Source organism: Acaryochloris sp. IP29b_bin.148, assembly GCF_028285565.1.
Lineage (GTDB): Bacteria > Cyanobacteriota > Cyanobacteriia > Thermosynechococcales > Thermosynechococcaceae > Acaryochloris.
Map to the genome: position 1 here is coordinate 34,952 of NZ_JANQOY010000080.1, position 16,156 is coordinate 51,107.

15 protein-coding genes are annotated in these 16,156 nt (G+C 49.4%); 11 read left to right on the plus strand and 4 right to left on the minus strand.

All coding sequences use genetic code 11. The features are described from left to right. Nucleotides 1–306: 306 nt before the first annotated feature. The gene (locus Q0986_RS07235) at nt 307–2,766 is read left to right on the plus strand and encodes a hypothetical protein (RefSeq protein ID WP_299406934.1); all 2,460 of its coding nucleotides are present in this window, start codon (nt 307–309) and stop codon (nt 2,764–2,766) included. Nucleotides 2,767–2,838: 72 nt separating this feature from the next. Here Q0986_RS07235 and Q0986_RS07240 read toward each other — a convergent pair whose 3' ends face one another. The 3 genes from Q0986_RS07240 to Q0986_RS07250 all read right to left on the minus strand — a co-directional run bounded on the left by Q0986_RS07240 (nt 2,839) and on the right by Q0986_RS07250 (nt 4,486). Continuing rightward, nucleotides 2,839–3,105 (minus strand): Calvin cycle protein CP12, encoded by a 267-nt coding sequence (locus tag Q0986_RS07240; RefSeq protein WP_299406938.1) that lies wholly within the window; start codon nt 3,103–3,105, stop codon nt 2,839–2,841. Nucleotides 3,106–3,292: 187 nt separating this feature from the next. Beyond that, nucleotides 3,293–4,165, minus strand: a complete 873-nt coding sequence (locus Q0986_RS07245) for a fructosamine kinase family protein (protein ID WP_299406942.1) — start codon at nt 4,163–4,165, stop codon at nt 3,293–3,295. Nucleotides 4,166–4,258: 93 nt separating this feature from the next. Further along, the gene (locus Q0986_RS07250; RefSeq protein WP_299406947.1) at nt 4,259–4,486 is read right to left on the minus strand and encodes a Calvin cycle protein CP12; all 228 of its coding nucleotides are present in this window, start codon (nt 4,484–4,486) and stop codon (nt 4,259–4,261) included. Nucleotides 4,487–4,820: 334 nt separating this feature from the next. On the opposite strand from Q0986_RS07250, the gene Q0986_RS07255 reads away from it, so the two are divergent. The 9 genes from Q0986_RS07255 to Q0986_RS07295 all read left to right on the plus strand — a co-directional run bounded on the left by Q0986_RS07255 (nt 4,821) and on the right by Q0986_RS07295 (nt 14,354). Beyond that, nucleotides 4,821–4,964: a hypothetical protein gene (locus Q0986_RS07255; protein ID WP_299406951.1), complete on the plus strand. Its 144-nt coding sequence runs from the start codon at nt 4,821–4,823 to the stop codon at nt 4,962–4,964. Nucleotides 4,965–5,106: 142 nt separating this feature from the next. Next, a complete protein-coding gene (locus tag Q0986_RS07260; RefSeq protein WP_299406955.1) occupies nt 5,107–6,195 on the plus strand; it encodes a glycosyltransferase family 4 protein in 1,089 nt (362 codons plus the stop codon). Nucleotides 6,196–6,199: 4 nt separating this feature from the next. Then, nucleotides 6,200–7,093, plus strand: a complete 894-nt coding sequence (locus tag Q0986_RS07265) for an LD-carboxypeptidase (protein ID WP_299406960.1) — start codon at nt 6,200–6,202, stop codon at nt 7,091–7,093. Nucleotides 7,094–7,152: 59 nt separating this feature from the next. Beyond that, nucleotides 7,153–7,971, plus strand: coding sequence for a hypothetical protein (locus tag Q0986_RS07270; protein WP_299406964.1), 819 nt, complete (start codon nt 7,153–7,155; stop codon nt 7,969–7,971). 12 nt (nt 7,972–7,983) lie between these two features. After that, a complete protein-coding gene (locus tag Q0986_RS07275) occupies nt 7,984–8,706 on the plus strand; it encodes an NnrU family protein (protein ID WP_299406969.1) in 723 nt (240 codons plus the stop codon). Nucleotides 8,707–8,741: 35 nt separating this feature from the next. Continuing rightward, a complete protein-coding gene (locus Q0986_RS07280; protein WP_299406974.1) occupies nt 8,742–9,092 on the plus strand; it encodes a thioredoxin domain-containing protein in 351 nt (116 codons plus the stop codon). A 184-nt stretch (nt 9,093–9,276) separates the two neighbouring features. After that, complete coding sequence (locus tag Q0986_RS07285) at nt 9,277–11,340, plus strand: NAD(P)H-quinone oxidoreductase subunit 5 (RefSeq protein ID WP_299406977.1); 2,064 nt, start codon at nt 9,277–9,279, stop codon at nt 11,338–11,340. A gap of 56 nt (nt 11,341–11,396) precedes the next feature. Continuing rightward, nucleotides 11,397–13,001, plus strand: coding sequence for a photosynthetic/respiratory NAD(P)H-quinone oxidoreductase subunit D1 (ndhD1, locus tag Q0986_RS07290; protein ID WP_299406980.1), 1,605 nt, complete (start codon nt 11,397–11,399; stop codon nt 12,999–13,001). A 678-nt stretch (nt 13,002–13,679) separates the two neighbouring features. Beyond that, nucleotides 13,680–14,354, plus strand: a complete 675-nt coding sequence (locus Q0986_RS07295; RefSeq protein WP_299406983.1) for a CAP domain-containing protein — start codon at nt 13,680–13,682, stop codon at nt 14,352–14,354. A 60-nt stretch (nt 14,355–14,414) separates the two neighbouring features. Here the strand turns inward: Q0986_RS07295 and Q0986_RS07300 are convergent, their stop codons facing one another. Next, nucleotides 14,415–15,293 carry a phosphodiester glycosidase family protein gene (locus Q0986_RS07300; RefSeq protein ID WP_299406987.1) on the minus strand — a complete coding sequence of 293 codons (879 nt, stop codon included), beginning with the start codon at nt 15,291–15,293 and terminating at the stop codon, nt 14,415–14,417. Between Q0986_RS07300 and Q0986_RS07305 the strand changes: the two genes are divergently transcribed. After that, entirely contained in the window at nt 15,292–16,098 is an 807-nt protein-coding gene (locus Q0986_RS07305; RefSeq protein ID WP_299406990.1) for a pentapeptide repeat-containing protein, read from the plus strand. The genes Q0986_RS07300 and Q0986_RS07305 overlap by 2 nt on opposite strands. Nucleotides 16,099–16,156: the final 58 nt, after the last annotated feature.

Sequence of the window (16,156 nt, forward strand, 5' to 3'; positions counted from 1 at the left end):
GAGCAGACGTCCAATTAAGAATAAATAAGCCATGAGAAAAAGTTGATCGGCTCTCCATTACTTAGGCTAAAGCTATTGCATGAATCACAAGCTTCCCTGAGGCGATCAACCCGCGACCTGACCCCTGAGCAGAGCGTAGGAGGACCTGAAAATATTTTATCGAACCAATCGTTTCAAAAATGATCGTTAAATTGATGACTCTTTCTTGACGATATAGTACTGTTGAGGGCAAAACTTATTCCCCTATTCAGGGCACTGACTGTCGCTTGAACTGAGTTCAGGTTGCAATCAACATCAACCATTTGAATGTCTAGACTTCCTACTATTTCTGATCAGCGACTGGGTATGGTGTTACAGCAAGCTGGGCTAGTGTCAGCCCAGCAAGTGGAAGTAGCGCTGGAAGAGCAGCATCACGCTGGACGCCGGATTGGAGAAATCTTAGCGAGCCATGGATGGCTCAAGCAGGAATCAGCTGACTTTTTCGCAGAGGTATGGCCCTGGATCCAAGATCAAACTTGGCAAGAACCCCTGGGACAGTATCTTAAACAAGCCGCTCTCTTAGATGAAGCTCAAATTCAGGCTATTTTGCGAGAACAGCGACAAACACCACTCAAGTTCGGCACTTTAGTCATTTTGAAGGGATGGGTGCGAAGACAAACCGTTAACTTCTTTTTAGAGCATCTCGATCCGAAGCAAATACAGGCCATCCGTCAACGTGAGCGTGGCCGTAAAGGGGCTCTAGCGGCTGAAGCAATTCGAAGGAAGCTGCTGGAGAACAAAGTAGTCAACCCTTTCTTGCTGCTATTAACGTATCAGAAGGTACTAGAGCTAGGCGCCATTACAGCAGATGATAGCCGTGAACAAAACGAGTTGTTGCGCCTGGGTCTGGTAAGAACAGACCATCAGATACTGAGACTGGCAACGGACCTGGACCCATTGCTCCTCAACCCACAGTGGGTTGTTCAGGAACTGAACCAACGTCGCCCCTATAGCCACATCCGGCTAAAACTACTGGAGCTGAGTAAAAAATCTGAGCATCCTTACCAAGTGCTATCGGCCATCCAAGCCTGGACTGGCAACCAGGCGGATCTAACCCAAATCCTCTATCAAGTTACGGTTGAGGCGAGTGTCTTTATTGAAGCTGGAGAAGAAGCCACCCAGGTTGAAAAACTAGTTGATGATCACATTCTTCAGAACTGGGAGTCAGGGGCTGCGGCTGAACACTTGCGAGGGCTTCGCGATCGCTGGCTGAATCACCAGCGTTGTCGCCCCCAATACTTGCTGGATCTGTATGGCCGTATTTTAGAAGAGTTTGATATTCCGGCTGAAGACAGCTTAGAAGAACAGGTGTTGTTGACGCTGGGTTTGGTGACCCGTCACAACCAGACGCTGAGCATTGCCAACCTCATCTATCGACATGTCTTTAATCATCATTGGATTACTCAAGCCATCATCGATGTATTAGAGTCACAGGCAGAGGGATTAGAGTCACAGGCGCTAGAGACTTCAGAGCCGCCTAACATCAGTGACGACGAGTCCGGGACAATATCTGAGACCCAACCGTCTTATGACACAGACGACGACAGTCCTATCCCTGTCGTCAAAGAAGAAGCTGAAGACCCGTCGGTCCCAAACGTCATATCTGAGGATGAAGAAGAGGATGAAGATAGCAGCTCTTTGTCTTCACCGATAGAACTGGAGGATGCTGACGTCCTGACCACCAATAGCGAGTCAGAACAGTTCTTACTCAAGATCATGGATATCAGTAAAGAGCTATCCGAAGACGACATTACCTCCTTCTTTGCATCCCCAGCAGAATTGGAGGATGCTGACATCCTGACCACCGACAGCGAGTCAGAACAGTTCTTACTCAGGATCATCGATATCAGTAAAGAGCTATCCGAAGACGACATTACTTCCTTCATGTCCCCTCGTCTAGACATCTCAAAGGCTAGCTCGAAAGGGTCCCCCTTTGTCGGCATTCCTGAGGCCAGTGCGGCGTTGCCCGCCCAAGATTCCTTCTCGTTATCTACCCCTGCAAAACCAAAGCCACGTCGGCAAGCGCTCTGGCTAACGTTGGGAACACTGATGTTGGGGGGAGCGATCACTATTGCAGTCTTCTGGCGGCCATCCAGTGAGATGACTCCTGTAACATCTGCTCCTTCAACGCTGTCTGAAGGATCCTCAGGAACCCCTCAGTCGGGCGAGAATCTAACACCTGCAGGGAATGGGAATAGCAATACTGCGGTTAGGGCAGATCAAGCCCTGACGATAGCAACACCGTCTAGCACTCAATCAATGGCCACTCACGCATCCACATCAAGCAGCACGGTTGTGATTAGTGCCCTGGATCCAACCGTTAAGGTGCCTATTGTCACGACGGGGAGCACACAAAAACAGCTCCTCAACACCTTAGGACTCCCTACTTGGGAGCGGAAAGGATACTATCCAGGGAGTCGAGCCTTCTTTTACAAAGGGATTGTGCCTGATCGGATTGATTTAGGTTATTTAGTGCACAAGACGACGGGAAAACTGCTGCAAACGGAAATAGCCTTCGCCCAATCGGTTCCATTGGAGACCATTCAAACAACGCTACGCCAGCTTTTGCAAGGGACACTCCCTCCGTCTGTTCAAGAGCGCTTAACGCAAATTTATCAGCGACGCATTAACCAGCACACTTTTGCAGTCAAAGCCTGGAAGGGTGAAATTCATCGAAACCAAAAGGGCTGGATTTATATTGGTATTTGGGATACAGGCTTTCACTAAACACTGCTCAGAACAGTGCTTGTTGTGTGGCCTGAGCAGTATCTTCTTCAATCGCAGCGGCAGAGCGCCAACTTAAACGTCGTAGACGCGACACTCCTCAGCATTGGGGTGACCATCACAATAGCTTTCAAACTGAGAAGGCTGCGCTTGTACTTTCTGGTGGGAATATTCAGCTTGCAGTTCTTCGACAATATCCCAAGCAACGGCGCAAGCTTTAGAGCTGCTTCCTTCATTAGCGCAGGTTTCACGCGCTTGTGATAGCGCATCTTGCATACGCTTTTCCATCGCTACAGATTGCTCAAGGGTAGGATTTGGGGCTGTCTCTAAAGTAAGTGGCATTTTTAATCACATTCCTAAGTTTGGGGTCAGAGTTGAGGCTTTTTAAGTCGCATCATCACGCCGATGACTTCCCTTCTAACCTAGCGATGCTTTCCTCGTACCGACAGCAGTAGAAACCCGTAACTCCTCGGTCGGTTTATTCGCTAAAACGGACGTTAACTCCGTGATAGCACCGACCCAGTGCCCCCTAAACCATGGCCACCACTTGCTCAATCATTCGCTGGGCCTGAGATGCATAGCCCCCCCCAAATAGGTTGAAGTGATTGAGGATGTGATACAGGTTATAGAGAATTTTGCGCTGTTGATAGCCCTCGGCTAAGGGCCAAGTCTCTTGATAACCTTGATAAAAGGCTGGCGGAAAGCCGCCAAATAATTCTGTCATAGCAATGTCCACTTCTCGATCGCCATAATACGTCGCTGGATCGAGAATAATAGGTTCACCTGCCTGACTAAAGGCTGCATTGCCTGACCAAAGATCACCATGCACTAGGGATGAGGTAACCGGGTGAGCTAACAAAGCAGGGCTTTGATCCAAAAGCACGTCTCCCTGACGAAAATGGCCACCGTTCCGCTGGGCGAGCTGAAGTTGATAATGAATCCGATGTTCGGTAAAAAATTCTCCCCAGTTTGAGGTCCACGGATTGCGTTGTGGGGTATCGCCAATCGTATTGTTTTGGTGCCAGCCAAAGCCCTGATCGTGAGCTTGGCGGTGCATTGCTGCCAGTTGTTGTCCCATGGCAAACCAGGCCTGCGTGTCACCATGGCCGAAGGGAATCCATTCCAGGATGATGTAACTTTGCCCTGCGGCTGTTCCCCAACTCAGCGGTTTGGGTACCCGAATGCTCTGGGAAGCATGCATTTCCTTCAGACCTGCTGCTTCCGCTTCAAACATGGCCACTTTGCTGGCCTGATTCAGCTTGACGAAATAGGAGTGCTGACTGTCGCTGATCTGATAGGCCTGGTTGATGCTGCCGCCCCCAACAGACTTGCGATCGCAAACAACAAACTCTCGTCCCTGAACTTGACTGATATTGCGTTGAATCTCTATCCAGACTGACATGTTTCGCCTCCTCACCCTCATCAAAAAAAAAGACAACCTCAGCAGGCTGCCTTTTGGAAATGTTCGTAAATATCCTAGTCGGGGAAATCGAAATTAATCGTCATAGATGCGGCACTCTGCGGCATCAGGGTTATCGTCACAATATTGCTCAAGGGAATTTTTGTCTTGATTGTTGCCACCACGCTGATGGGAAGCTTCTGCTTGCAATTCTTCAACAGCATCCCAGGCAGCCGCACATTCACCAGACGTGGCTCCGCTGGTGTCACAGGTTTCGCGAGCTGTCTCCAACTCTTTCTCGATCTTTTCTTGAATATTGCTCATAGGTCAGTTTTCAACCACTCTTATCTATGTGTTTATCTGAGCGAACAACAGCGTTTAATGGCTGAAGTTAAGCTGTTCTAATACGTTTCTGGCTTATGCATATTAGTGTAGCCTTAACTCAGAATAGTTGACCAAGTCTAGAAATAGGGTGCCTTTTAACACTGTTTTAGGAATGTTCTAGCAGCAACCCAGCCGGATTGAACCAAAGATGGATAACAAAATGCATTTTTTGTAAATCGAGATACACATTTTTTTACAAGGTGTAGGCTGTGCTACACCCATTTATTGAAAGCGTAGCTATACTTCATGGATATCAAAGTTAGCGGAGTCTCTCATGACTACTATCTGCGACAACACAGATCAAAAAGAGTTGCTGCGTTTCTGGGTAAGAGAACTGACCCAATTGCCTCCCAACAAAGTTGATGAGATTGTAATGGCTCTGAATGAAGACGCCCCCACCCTCAATCCCATCGCATAACCCACGAAGGGGGATTGATTATTGCAGAGTAAACCGATGGCGTTAGGTCTAATGCCATTGGTTTGTTGTTACAGTTCTCAGCCTGCGTTAGTCCATTGCTCACTCTGTTAGACTGCTGGGGTTATTTAATCGGTCTTTAGCGTTGGTGTCTGCGGGTAAATCCTATCGATTACTATTGGTCTCTACACCCCTCGGCCCTCTGGGATCCGGGGTAGGAGGTGGAGTAGAGCTAACTCTTCTGAATATGCTGGATGCTCTGGCCCAGCGGGGTCATTGCATTCAGGTAGTTGCACCTCAGCAATCTCATTTACCCAACACACCAGTCATCACCGTGGCTGGCTCGCCCCAGATTCCAGCCCAAACCCAAACTCGCCAGACCCCGATTCATCTGCCTGAAAACTCAGTTCTAGCCAATATGTGGTGGCAGGTGATGACCCTACAATCCGAGTTTGATCTGATTATCAACTTTGCCTACGATTGGCTGCCCCTGTACCTAACGCCTTTTTTAGACACCCCCGTTGCCCATCTAATCAGTATGGGGTCGCTTTCGGACGCGATGGATCAAATTATTGGTCAAATAGCGGAGCAGTTCCCCCATACAATTGGTGTCCATACTCAAGCCCAGGCCAATACCTTTCCCTTTGCCCAGCACTGTCATCCTGTCGGCAACGGTTTCAATTTAGATCGCTACCAATTCACCCCTACCCCCAAAGACTACTTATGCTGGTTGGGGCGGGTTGCTCCCGAGAAAGCCTTGGAAGATGCGGTCACTGCCATCGATCAAACGGGGCAAGCTCTCAAAATTATGGGCCATATTCAAGATCAGGCCTATTTTGACCAAATTCAGGCTCAGTTCCCCCAGGCCAATATCGACTATCTAGGGTTTCTGGATACCGCAGCCATGCAAGCAGTCTTACGCTATAGCCGAGGGTTGCTCGTAACGCCTCGCTGGGTAGAAGCCTTTGGCAATGTTGTGATTGAAGCCCTGGCCTGCGGTGTTCCCGTGATTGCCTACCATCGGGGCGGTCCCGCCGAAATTGTGCAGCCAGGACAAACAGGCTGGCTGGTGGAACCCGATAGCGTCGCTGGCCTAGTAGAGGCCATTCACAAGCTGCCCGAGATCGATCGACAGACCTGTCGCCAGCAGGCCGAGCAGGAGTATTCTCTGACGGCCTTTGCTCAGCGTTTAGAGCAGTGGTTTGCTAAAATCCTGTCTCAACCCAGTACATAAATCCATGCAAGTCTGTCAGCTCCCTCCTTTTTTGCAGCCAGGCGATCACCTTTGGGTGACGCTGCCCAGTGGCACCCTCCGAGAGCGGCAGGATTTTGATCAGGGAGTTGCGGTATTGCGATCGCAACACTACACCATCCACCTGTCTCCAAACATCACCGCCCAGTGGGGCTATCTCGCCGGAACGGATCCTCAGCGCAGGCAAGCTCTGCTCGACGGCCTCAAAGGCAATTACTCCGGCATTTTTTGTGGGCGAGGCGGCTATGGCGGCGCTCGACTGTTAGAAGATTGGCAATGGCCTCCCACCCCTGCCAAATGGCTGGTGGGATTTTCCGATGTCACGGCTCTCCTCTGGGGACTCGCTACCCAGGGAATCGCCAGTGTTCACGGCCCAGTGATGACCACCTTGGCCCAGGAACCCGACTGGTCGCAGCAGCGACTGTTTGATTGGCTCGCCGGTCGTCCCATACCCGCCCTCACAGGCAAAGGCTGGGGCCAGGGCAAAGCAACCGGCATCTTATTACCCGGCAATTTAACGGTAGCGACTCATATCTTAGGAACATCTCTCTGCCCGCAGCTCGATCAGGTAATCTTAGCCTTAGAAGATGTGGGAGAAGCCCCCTATCGGCTGGATCGGATGCTGACCCAATGGCGCATGAGTGGGGTATTTAAGCAGGTAAAGGGCATTGCCCTCGGACGCTTTAGTGATTGCAAAGCCCCTGCCGGGGTGCCTAGCTTAACGGTGGAAGAGGTGCTGCAAGATCGCTTGGGGGATTTAGGTATCCCGATTGTGTCAGCGTTACCCTTTGGTCATGGTGCGCCCAACGCAGCCTTACCCGTGGGTGTCCCTGCCCAGTTAGATGGCGATCAGGGGATATTGACCGTTGGCGCTCCCTAGAGTTCAGTCCTCTAATCCGTACGCTATCGTAAAAGGTAGAGACCATAGAGACCCTAGGCATGAACGAGCTGAGGCAGGCACTGGAATTAGCGACGGAAGAAGAATTACAAGATCTGACAGATTTGCTATTTCGGCGTCGATATAATCCCCTCGATTATCTGCGAGAACCCACCCCAGGTCAGGTCCAAGCGGCCAGTCGCCAAGATTGGTTGGAGGCCATCGAAAATCGCTTTCGGTTTGTGGCTGCCGACGGATTTACAGTCTTGAAAGGTCAAACGGAAACCTTGAGCTATCGCCAAGTCCTGGTGCAAGTCAGCCGCCATTTAAAGATTAAATATTCCCCAACCCTATCCACTACCGATTTAGAAGCTGAGATCTACTTACATCTGATCAAGGAAGCTTGGCAAAAATTACCAGAAACCCAAAAGGAGCAGCTGCAACAGCGGATCCAAAAGGCTTTGGCTGAGGCTCCTGGGACGCCCTTACCCGTCAATTGCCAAACGGATTTTCGGCGATGGCTGCTGGAAGGAAGCAGCGCTTTAGCCGTATCATCAGTGTTGCGCCCCTTGCTGTTAAAGCAACTGGCGCGGCAATTTGCGGCTCAGATGGCAGTGTATCAAGTGGCTCGACAAGCAGCCCCCCAACTCGAAGGACAAATCGCTGTGCAAGCAGCACGACGCGGTATGGCTTGGAATGCAGCTCGATATGGCGTGATGCGCGGGGCGTTAACGGTGGTGAGTTCAGCCCTGTGGGTTGGCTTATTTGCAGACCTGGGTTGGCGTGCGATCGCAACCAACTACGGGCGCGTCATTCCGGTGATCTTTACCCTGGCCCAAATTCGCCTGATTCGGGGGGACGCGTCTTGGCAGTCTGTTTGAGTATGATTCGAAATGTCCACTAATCCCCATTCTTGGTTTGCTCCCTCTCACTTCATTATGTTGGCCTTACTGGGCAGCTTTGGGTTAACCCATAGCGGCTTGGCCTCCCTGCGCATGGCCGCAGAGAAAAAGTTAGGAGCCCGACTCTATCGCGTGATTTTTGCCTTAGCGAGTATCACTGCAGCCGTGATTGTAATCGGCTATTTTCTCAAGCATCGTTACGATGGGGTGCTGCTCTGGCAGCTACAGGGCACCCCTGGCTTGAAAAGCTTGGTTTGGGCTTTGTCAGCAATTTCCTTTATTTTTCTCTATCCCGCTACGTTTAACCTGCTCGAAATTGCGGCGATCCAAAAGCCCCAGGTCCATCTCTACGAAACGGGCATTATTCGCATCTGTCGCCATCCCCAAATGGTAGGCCAGGTGATTTGGTGCATCGCTCATTTGCTCTGGGTCGGCACCTCCTTTACCCTAGCCACCTGTTTGGGATTGATTGGCTATCATCTCTTTGGAGTTTGGCATGGCGATCAGCGCTTAGCCAAACGCTATGGAGAGGCCTTTGCCGCGGTCAAGGCCCGCACCTCCATCGTTCCGTTTCTGGCCATTGCCCAAGGCAAACAGACCTTCCAGCTTCAAGAGTTTTTAAAGCCTGCCTATGTCGGGGTGGCTGGCTTTGTTTGGCTATTTTGGATTGCTCATCCCTTAATGATGCGTGCAGCATTCAACGTTCGCTGGTAGCATGATCCCAGTCGTTCAAATCATCTTTCTTGAGCATGCTGCCTGCGACTAATACCCAGACTTTTAATCCAGACGTTTTGCAATCTAAAACGCCCGTTCTAGTTAGTTTTTGGGCACCTTGGTGTGGAGTCTGTCGTTGGGTGGAGCCGATGCTGATCCAGGTCCAAGCAGATTACGATTCGGCACTCAAAATTGTCACCATCAATGCCGACGAAAATTTTCCTATTGCTAGCCAATATCGACTGACGAATATTCCGAGCTTGCTGCTATTCCAGCAGGGCCGTCTAGTTCACCGAATTGACCAATTTTGCGATCGCACCGAGGCATTGAACTTGTTAGAGGCAGCTTTCAATCAGGTTGTTCCATCGCTATTGCCTGCGGGGTAACCTAACTTTACATCTCTAAGCATTCAGATGTCGAGTTCGTAATAATACCTCAAACAGTGTTTGGGTATAAGATTCGATTGGTTAATCTTAAGATTTGCGGGTCGAGGAAGGGCCTGATATTGTGTAACAATGTAAATTGTTTTACAAACTGTAAAGTTTTTTTGTATCGACAACAGCGTCAACGATGGATTCGTTATATCAATTTGCTTGGCTTATCCCTGTATTGCCACTCGGCGGTGCATTTCTCGTGGGTTTGGGGTTAATTTCCTATAACAAACAAACCAACGCCCTCCGTCAACTCAATGCGGCCTTTATTGTGTCCTTGATGGGAGCGGCGATGGTCCTCTCCTTCTCCATCTTATGGAGTCAGATTCAAGGCCATGACCCTTATCTGATGACCTTTGAATGGGCCTCAGCAGGAGCGTTTCACCTGACGATGGGTTATACCATCGATCACTTGACCTCTCTGATGTTAGTGGTGGTAACGACGGTTGCCTTCCTGGTGATGATTTATACCGATGGGTACATGGCTCATGACCCCGGTTATGTAAGGTTTTATGCATATTTAAGTCTATTTAGCTTCTCCATGTTGGGGCTCGTGGTTAGCCCAAACTTGGTACAAATTTATATTTTCTGGGAATTGGTAGGGATGTGTTCCTACCTGCTGGTGGGATTTTGGTATGACCGCAAGCCCGCCGCCAACGCCTGTCAAAAAGCATTTGTAACGAACCGAGTCGGTGACTTTGGGTTACTGCTCGGCATCTTAGGCCTGTACTGGGCCACCAATAGTTTTGAATTCGACATTATGGGAGAGCGGTTGCAGTCCCTTGTGTCGACCGGTGAACTCAGCGGAGTGGTGGCTGCCATCTTCGCTATTTTGGTGTTTATGGGACCCATGGCTAAGTCAGCCCAGTTCCCTCTCCATGTGTGGCTACCGGAAGCCATGGAAGGTCCGACTCCCATTTCTGCCCTAATTCACGCAGCGACCATGGTTGCCGCTGGTGTTTTCCTCGTGGCTCGGATGTTCCCCGTGTTCTCGGGCATCCCCACTGCCATGCAATTTATTGCCTGGACGGGCGCGATTACCGCCTTCTTAGGGGCTACGATTGCGGTGACTCAAAACGATATCAAGAAAGGTCTGGCCTACTCCACCATCTCTCAGTTGGGCTATATGGTGATGGCCATGGGCATCGGGGCCTACTCTGCAGGTCTATTTCACCTGATGACCCATGCCTACTTTAAAGCCATGCTGTTTCTCGGCTCTGGCTCCGTCATCCACGGCATGGAAGCCGTCGTCGGCCATAATCCTGCGCTGGCTCAAGATATGCGTTTGATGGGGGGCCTGCGCAAGTACATGCCCTATACCGGCATTACCTTTTTAATCGGTTGCCTAGCCATTTGCGGTATTCCGCCTTTTGCGGGGTTCTGGTCCAAAGACGAGATTCTCAGCTCTGCTTTTGCAGCCAATCCAGCCTTGTGGTTGGTGGGCTGGCTAACCGCGGGTCTAACCGCCTTCTATATGTTCCGGATGTATTTCTCCACCTTTGAAGGAGACTTCCGAGGCAATATCAATGCCTTACGTGAACAGATTGATGGCAAATCTCCGGCCCTCAACTTTGGCCCCGGTGCTATGGATCCCCGCGAATTGACTATGGTTGCCGAGCAAGAGGCTCATCACCATGACGATCACCACCATGCGGATGAACCCCATGAATCTCCAATTACCATGACCCTGCCATTGATGGTGTTGGCATTGCCCTCCATTGCCATCGGTTTGTTGGGCATGCCCTTTAATAACCGATTTGAAGCCTTTATTTATGCTCCCGGCGAAGCCAACGCGGCCCTAGAAGCAGCGGCTGAGTTTGAATGGTCCGAGTTTTTGTTGATGGCTGGAAATTCCGTCGGTATTGCTTTAATCGGCATTACTCTGGCCTCGCTGATGTACCGGACTCGGCAAGTGGATCCGGCTGCGATCGCAAATCGGTTCCCCTCCTTGTATGAGTTCTCCCTCAACAAGTGGTTTATTGATGACCTCTATGAGCGCACCATCATCAAGGGTTGTCGCCGGATTGCTCGTCAGGTTCTAGAGGTTGACTTCAAAGTTGTGGATGGCATCGTTAACTTCGCTGGGTTCCTCGCCGTATTGACTGGAGAAGGGCTGAAGTACTTAGAAAGTGGCCGTATCCAGTTCTACCTGTTCATCATCTTTATGGCAGTCTTGGGGATCTCGATTGCCACGGTCATCTAACGTCTTTTCCTGCCTTCCTCGTCGTTGCTCAATCCGTTGAATAGAGATAGCGGTTCATGAATCCAGATACATTTCCTTGGCTGTCAACCCTGATTTTCTTCCCAATTGTGGCCACCGTCGCCCTGCCCTTTATTCCGGACCCAAAGGGTAAAGGTGATCCCATTCGCTGGTATGCACTGGTGATTGGCCTGATTGATTTTGTGTTATTGATCTACGCCTTTTACACCCAGTACGACTTTGCCGAGTCTGGGCTACAAATGGTAGAGCGATATGACTGGCTTCCCCAACTCGGGGTGCAATGGTCTGTGGGGGCAGACGGCTTATCCATGCCCCTGATCTTGCTTACAGGATTTATCACCTCTTTGGCGATCCTGGCCTCTTGGCCTGTTACCTACAAGCCCAGACTCTTCTATTTCTTGATTCTGGCGATGTACGGCGGTCAAATTGCGGTGTTTGCCGTCCAAGATTTGCTGGTCTTTTTCTTAGTCTGGGAATTGGAATTAGTGCCGGTGTATCTGTTGCTCTCCATTTGGGGTGGCTACAAACGGCTTTATGCAGCGACGAAATTTATTCTCTATACCGCCATCAGCTCCCTATTTATTCTGGTGGCAGCCCTGGCAATGGCCTTCTTTGGCCCCGACCTTACCTTTGACCTGCAGTCGCTAGCAGCAAAAGATTATCCGTTAACCTTCCAGCTGCTGTGTTACACAGGCTTTCTGGTGGCCTTCGCGGTTAAGTTGCCCATCGTGCCCCTGCATACCTGGTTACCGGATGCCCACGGCGAAGCTACAGCCCCGGTCCATATGCTGTTGGCCGGAATTCTATTAAAGATGGGTGGCTATGCCTTAATTCGCATGAATGTGGAACTGCTCCCTGACGCCCATGCCTATTTTGCCCCTGCGCTAATTATTCTGGGTGTTGTCAATATTATTTACGCCGCCCTCACCTCCTTTGCCCAGCGCAATCTCAAACGCAAAATTGCCTATTCATCTATTTCCCATATGGGATTTGTCCTAATCGGAATTGCTTCCTTTACGGATTTAGGAATGAGCGGTGCCGTTTTGCAGATGGTCTCTCATGGCCTGATTGGTGCCAGTCTCTTCTTCTTAGTGGGAGCCACCTACGATCGCACCCACACTTTGATTCTGGAAGAGATGGGAGGCGTAGCCCAGAGCATGCCTAAAATCTTTGCCATGTTCACCACCTGTTCGATGGCGTCTTTAGCTCTACCTGGGATGAGCGGTTTTGTCGCTGAGCTAATGGTGTTTGTGGGACTAGCCACCAGCGATGCCTATAGCCTCACCTTCCGCGTACCGGTGGTAATTTTGGCAGGCATTGGCGTGATTCTGACGCCGATTTATCTGCTATCCATGCTGCGGGAAATCTTCTATGGACCTGAGAACAAAGAACTCACGTCCCACGAGAAACTAGTCGATGCCGAACCTCGGGAGATCTTCGTGATTGCCTGTTTGCTGGTTCCTATTATTGGTATTGGTCTCTATCCCAAAATCATTACTCAGATTTACGATGCCAAGACGACTCAGTTGGTCGCCTATATTCGTCCCTCTGTGCCTTCTATCGCCATGCGAGAAGCCGCAACAGTCGCCTCTGTCTCCGATGTTGAGCTAGACAGTCCTTACCAAGCTCCTGCAATCAAGTAGGTCATACCTCCATCGAATTGAATAGGTAACAGAATCCCCACGCTGAAACTCTCTGCGTGGGGTTGGTCTTTTTGTAGTTCTGAATCTATCCCCAAGTCTGCGAAATTTTGGACTTTTGCTAACAAGAGCAGCCCAGACAATAAGCTCTATTCATAACATGCTGATACATAAACTAAAGTAAGGGTTTCGAACAGTACAGAATAATTTGCGAACCATCGATAAATATTGCGAGTCAACTTCAGCGATATCTAAATAATCAGCTCATTTATACTACTGATATCCCAAAAGAATCTTAAGATCTGCGATTTATAAAAACCTCAGAATTCAAGATTGATAGAAAGTTAAACAAAAAGAGCTTTATTGAATTACGTAATTCTACTGCACTCTTTAGTTTTCTAAATCAGCTATAAAAGGTATAGATATGGCTTCTCAGAAATAATAAAGCAAGAACTTAGCCTGCTTGATCACTGATTTTGCTGAGTTTTTACACAAATCAAATAATTGATATCGTGATATTCGCATAATCTGATTATTCACAAAAAATCAGGTGCGACCCATATTAATAAATCAACAGACTTTCGCAGTGATTTATTAACAGATTTTTTCGTGCAACGGTTTTCAGCTACTAATCGGTGTGGCGGGCCAACCGTTGTTTAAAAGTGTGTTCCCTCTTCCTTTATGTCTTACAAACAGTACTCTATACCACTCATTGTCTTCAGTATTATGAGTGTGGGGGTAGTCTCTTCTACCGTCTCCTTAGCTCATAGTGAACCTTCAGCTCATCCACAAGCAACATCCGAATCTCAGCAAACAGCCTCCAAGACCTCTTTCCGTCCTGCTTGGTCACAAGAAATGTTGCAGGCCCACAATCAATGGCGACAGCGAACAGGCATTCCTCCTCTAACGTGGTCAGATAAATTGGCAAACCATGCCCAAGCCTGGGCCAACCATTTAGCCCATGACAATTTTAAGCTCTACCACCGTCCCAATAATCCTTATGGTGAGAACTTAACCTGGGCTGCTCACCAACAATTGTCTCCCACACAAGTCGTCAATATGTGGGGAGATGAAGTCCAGCATTATAATTACGACACCAATCAATGCTCAGCAGTCTGCGGTCATTACACTCAGCTCGTTTGGCAAAACACCACTGAAGTGGGTTGCGCCAACGTCCGGTCAGGTCATCAAGAAATTTGGGTATGCAACTATAATCCCCCCGGCAATTATCGTGGCCAAAAGCCTTATCAAGCGGTGTTCAAGTCTGATCATTCTTCAAAGCAGGCACAAAATACGGTCCAACCCGTTTTACCCACTCAACCCAGCAGAGGACTGTTGCCGCAGCATCCTCTTTAACGACGATTTCAGGGTATTTCACGGTTAATTCAACGCTTATAGTGCGCTTGTCTGAGGACCTTACTCTACGGCGTGGGCATAGATACCTAAATGAGTAGCAACCGGTCGTTCCTTCATCGGCCATTTACCATGAATCGGTGCATTTAAAAGGCTTGCCCCTGATACTGTAGAAGCCACCAGGGTGGCAGAACCCCCTCCATCAAGGTTGAGTGCAACCTCTGCTCCAAGCTGTTGAACCAATTGCTCAATCTCAGCTAAAGTCGCCCCTTCGCTATAAGTGGGCTGCTTGCCATCAACCAAGATCAGCCAGAGTGTTTGTCCAGCCTGGTCTAATGCCGCTACTGAACGAGCATAGGGTTTATCTTTCTCCAACTGTAGTGGTTTATGGGGGTCCAGAATATGACTCCCAGCAACAGCATTGAGGGTGTTAGGTGGACACTGGCCTCCTTCTATAATCTGGGCACGTTGATTGACGTCAAAACAAAGGACAGGCCATTGGGCCTGGCTGGGAGAATATTCTTGTCCTCCAGCCACAGACTGCCCCAAAACATTGACACGGTCCCCTGTTCGAGGAGCAAAATCCCAAGGGGTGTTTTCGTAAAAACGATAGAAATAGCCAGCATTCACCGCCAATTGCAGCTGATGCTTCGTCAAAAAGCTTGATGTTTGATCGGCATGAAATTCGTTCTGATCATCCGCAAGCTGCCCTGGCGTTGTCATCACTCTAATTCCCGGATGAGTCAGATCAATCTGGGCAATATGAGCGATATAAGGCCGAGGATGATGAAACACTTGTCGGCGATAGGTAATCCCTGCAAACAATTGCTTCGTCTGAGGGGTCTGGAATGGACGCTGCCATTGCGATTTGCCATAACAGAATAAAGGAGCCAATAAACTAACACTGATAGCTGCCCATCCTAAAAGTTTTAGACGTCGCATGGTTAAAGTGCAAAAATTTTCGAATCGGAACTTACGAAATCATTCATTTCGGGGCCAGAATCTGCAGCGGGCTAATTTTAGCGGGTCTGACCTACGGGGTTGCAATTTTGATTTAGCTCAATTGCAAGGAGCAACATTTGATCACGCTAGAGTGGGCTATGGTCCTGAATCTATCATAATTGGGCTGTTAGCCATTGCGACGTTCGGGGGGCTGGCCTTCTATGCCATCAGTCGGATGGTGTTTGGCGGGCTGGGACTCGCAGCAGAATCACCCACCTATCCTTACCTCATCACTTTACTGGGCTTTCTCGTCAGTGCGGGGGGCTGCTGTGCTTTTTCTCTGTGCAGGCGATGGTTACGGCTCATTGCCGCTCTGACTACAGGGGCATTATTAGGATTGTTTTATGGTGGAGTTATCCAACAGAATGATCCGCAAGCTGCTATCATCACTGCCACCATAGTTGGCGTCTTAACCGCAATCGTCAGTTACACGGTCCGATCTCGCCTAGTTCCCCTGGCTATCTTCAGTATCGGGTCCTGTGCAGCCTACGGATTTTGCTTTTTTTGTGGCACGAGAGCCAGTAGTCTTTTTAATGTCCAAAAACTTGTTGCTGGAGGTGGTTGGAGTTTGCTGTGTTTAATTTTTTGGGGACTAACCCTCAAAATTTTGGCGAATATCTTGACCGAACTCCAGGACTTCGCCCACACTTCATGGCGGGGTGCAGATTTATCCGATGCGAGCTTTGATGGTATTCAAATAGACGTAAACACAAGGACTCGCTATGGATTACCCAGCGATATCTAATTCATCATGAACCAAGACGCTTCCCAGGCCATATCATCGGGATAATAGACAAGCCAAC

Coding starts and splice junctions, on each gene's coding strand:
- ndhD1 (WP_299406980.1), top strand. CDS start 11,397: ATGAATCCAGATACATTTCCTTGGCTGTCAACCCTGATTTTCTTCCCA.
- Q0986_RS07270 (WP_299406964.1), top strand. CDS start 7,153: ATGAACGAGCTGAGGCAGGCACTGGAATTAGCGACGGAAGAAGAATTA.
- Q0986_RS07300 (WP_299406987.1), bottom strand. CDS start 15,293: ATGCGACGTCTAAAACTTTTAGGATGGGCAGCTATCAGTGTTAGTTTA.
- Q0986_RS07305 (WP_299406990.1), top strand. CDS start 15,292: ATGGTTAAAGTGCAAAAATTTTCGAATCGGAACTTACGAAATCATTCA.
- Q0986_RS07235 (WP_299406934.1), top strand. CDS start 307: ATGTCTAGACTTCCTACTATTTCTGATCAGCGACTGGGTATGGTGTTA.
- Q0986_RS07245 (WP_299406942.1), bottom strand. CDS start 4,165: ATGTCAGTCTGGATAGAGATTCAACGCAATATCAGTCAAGTTCAGGGA.
- Q0986_RS07255 (WP_299406951.1), top strand. CDS start 4,821: ATGACTACTATCTGCGACAACACAGATCAAAAAGAGTTGCTGCGTTTC.
- Q0986_RS07265 (WP_299406960.1), top strand. CDS start 6,200: ATGCAAGTCTGTCAGCTCCCTCCTTTTTTGCAGCCAGGCGATCACCTT.
- Q0986_RS07285 (WP_299406977.1), top strand. CDS start 9,277: ATGGATTCGTTATATCAATTTGCTTGGCTTATCCCTGTATTGCCACTC.
- Q0986_RS07240 (WP_299406938.1), bottom strand. CDS start 3,105: ATGCCACTTACTTTAGAGACAGCCCCAAATCCTACCCTTGAGCAATCT.
- Q0986_RS07280 (WP_299406974.1), top strand. CDS start 8,742: ATGCTGCCTGCGACTAATACCCAGACTTTTAATCCAGACGTTTTGCAA.
- Q0986_RS07275 (WP_299406969.1), top strand. CDS start 7,984: ATGTCCACTAATCCCCATTCTTGGTTTGCTCCCTCTCACTTCATTATG.
- Q0986_RS07295 (WP_299406983.1), top strand. CDS start 13,680: ATGTCTTACAAACAGTACTCTATACCACTCATTGTCTTCAGTATTATG.
- Q0986_RS07250 (WP_299406947.1), bottom strand. CDS start 4,486: ATGAGCAATATTCAAGAAAAGATCGAGAAAGAGTTGGAGACAGCTCGC.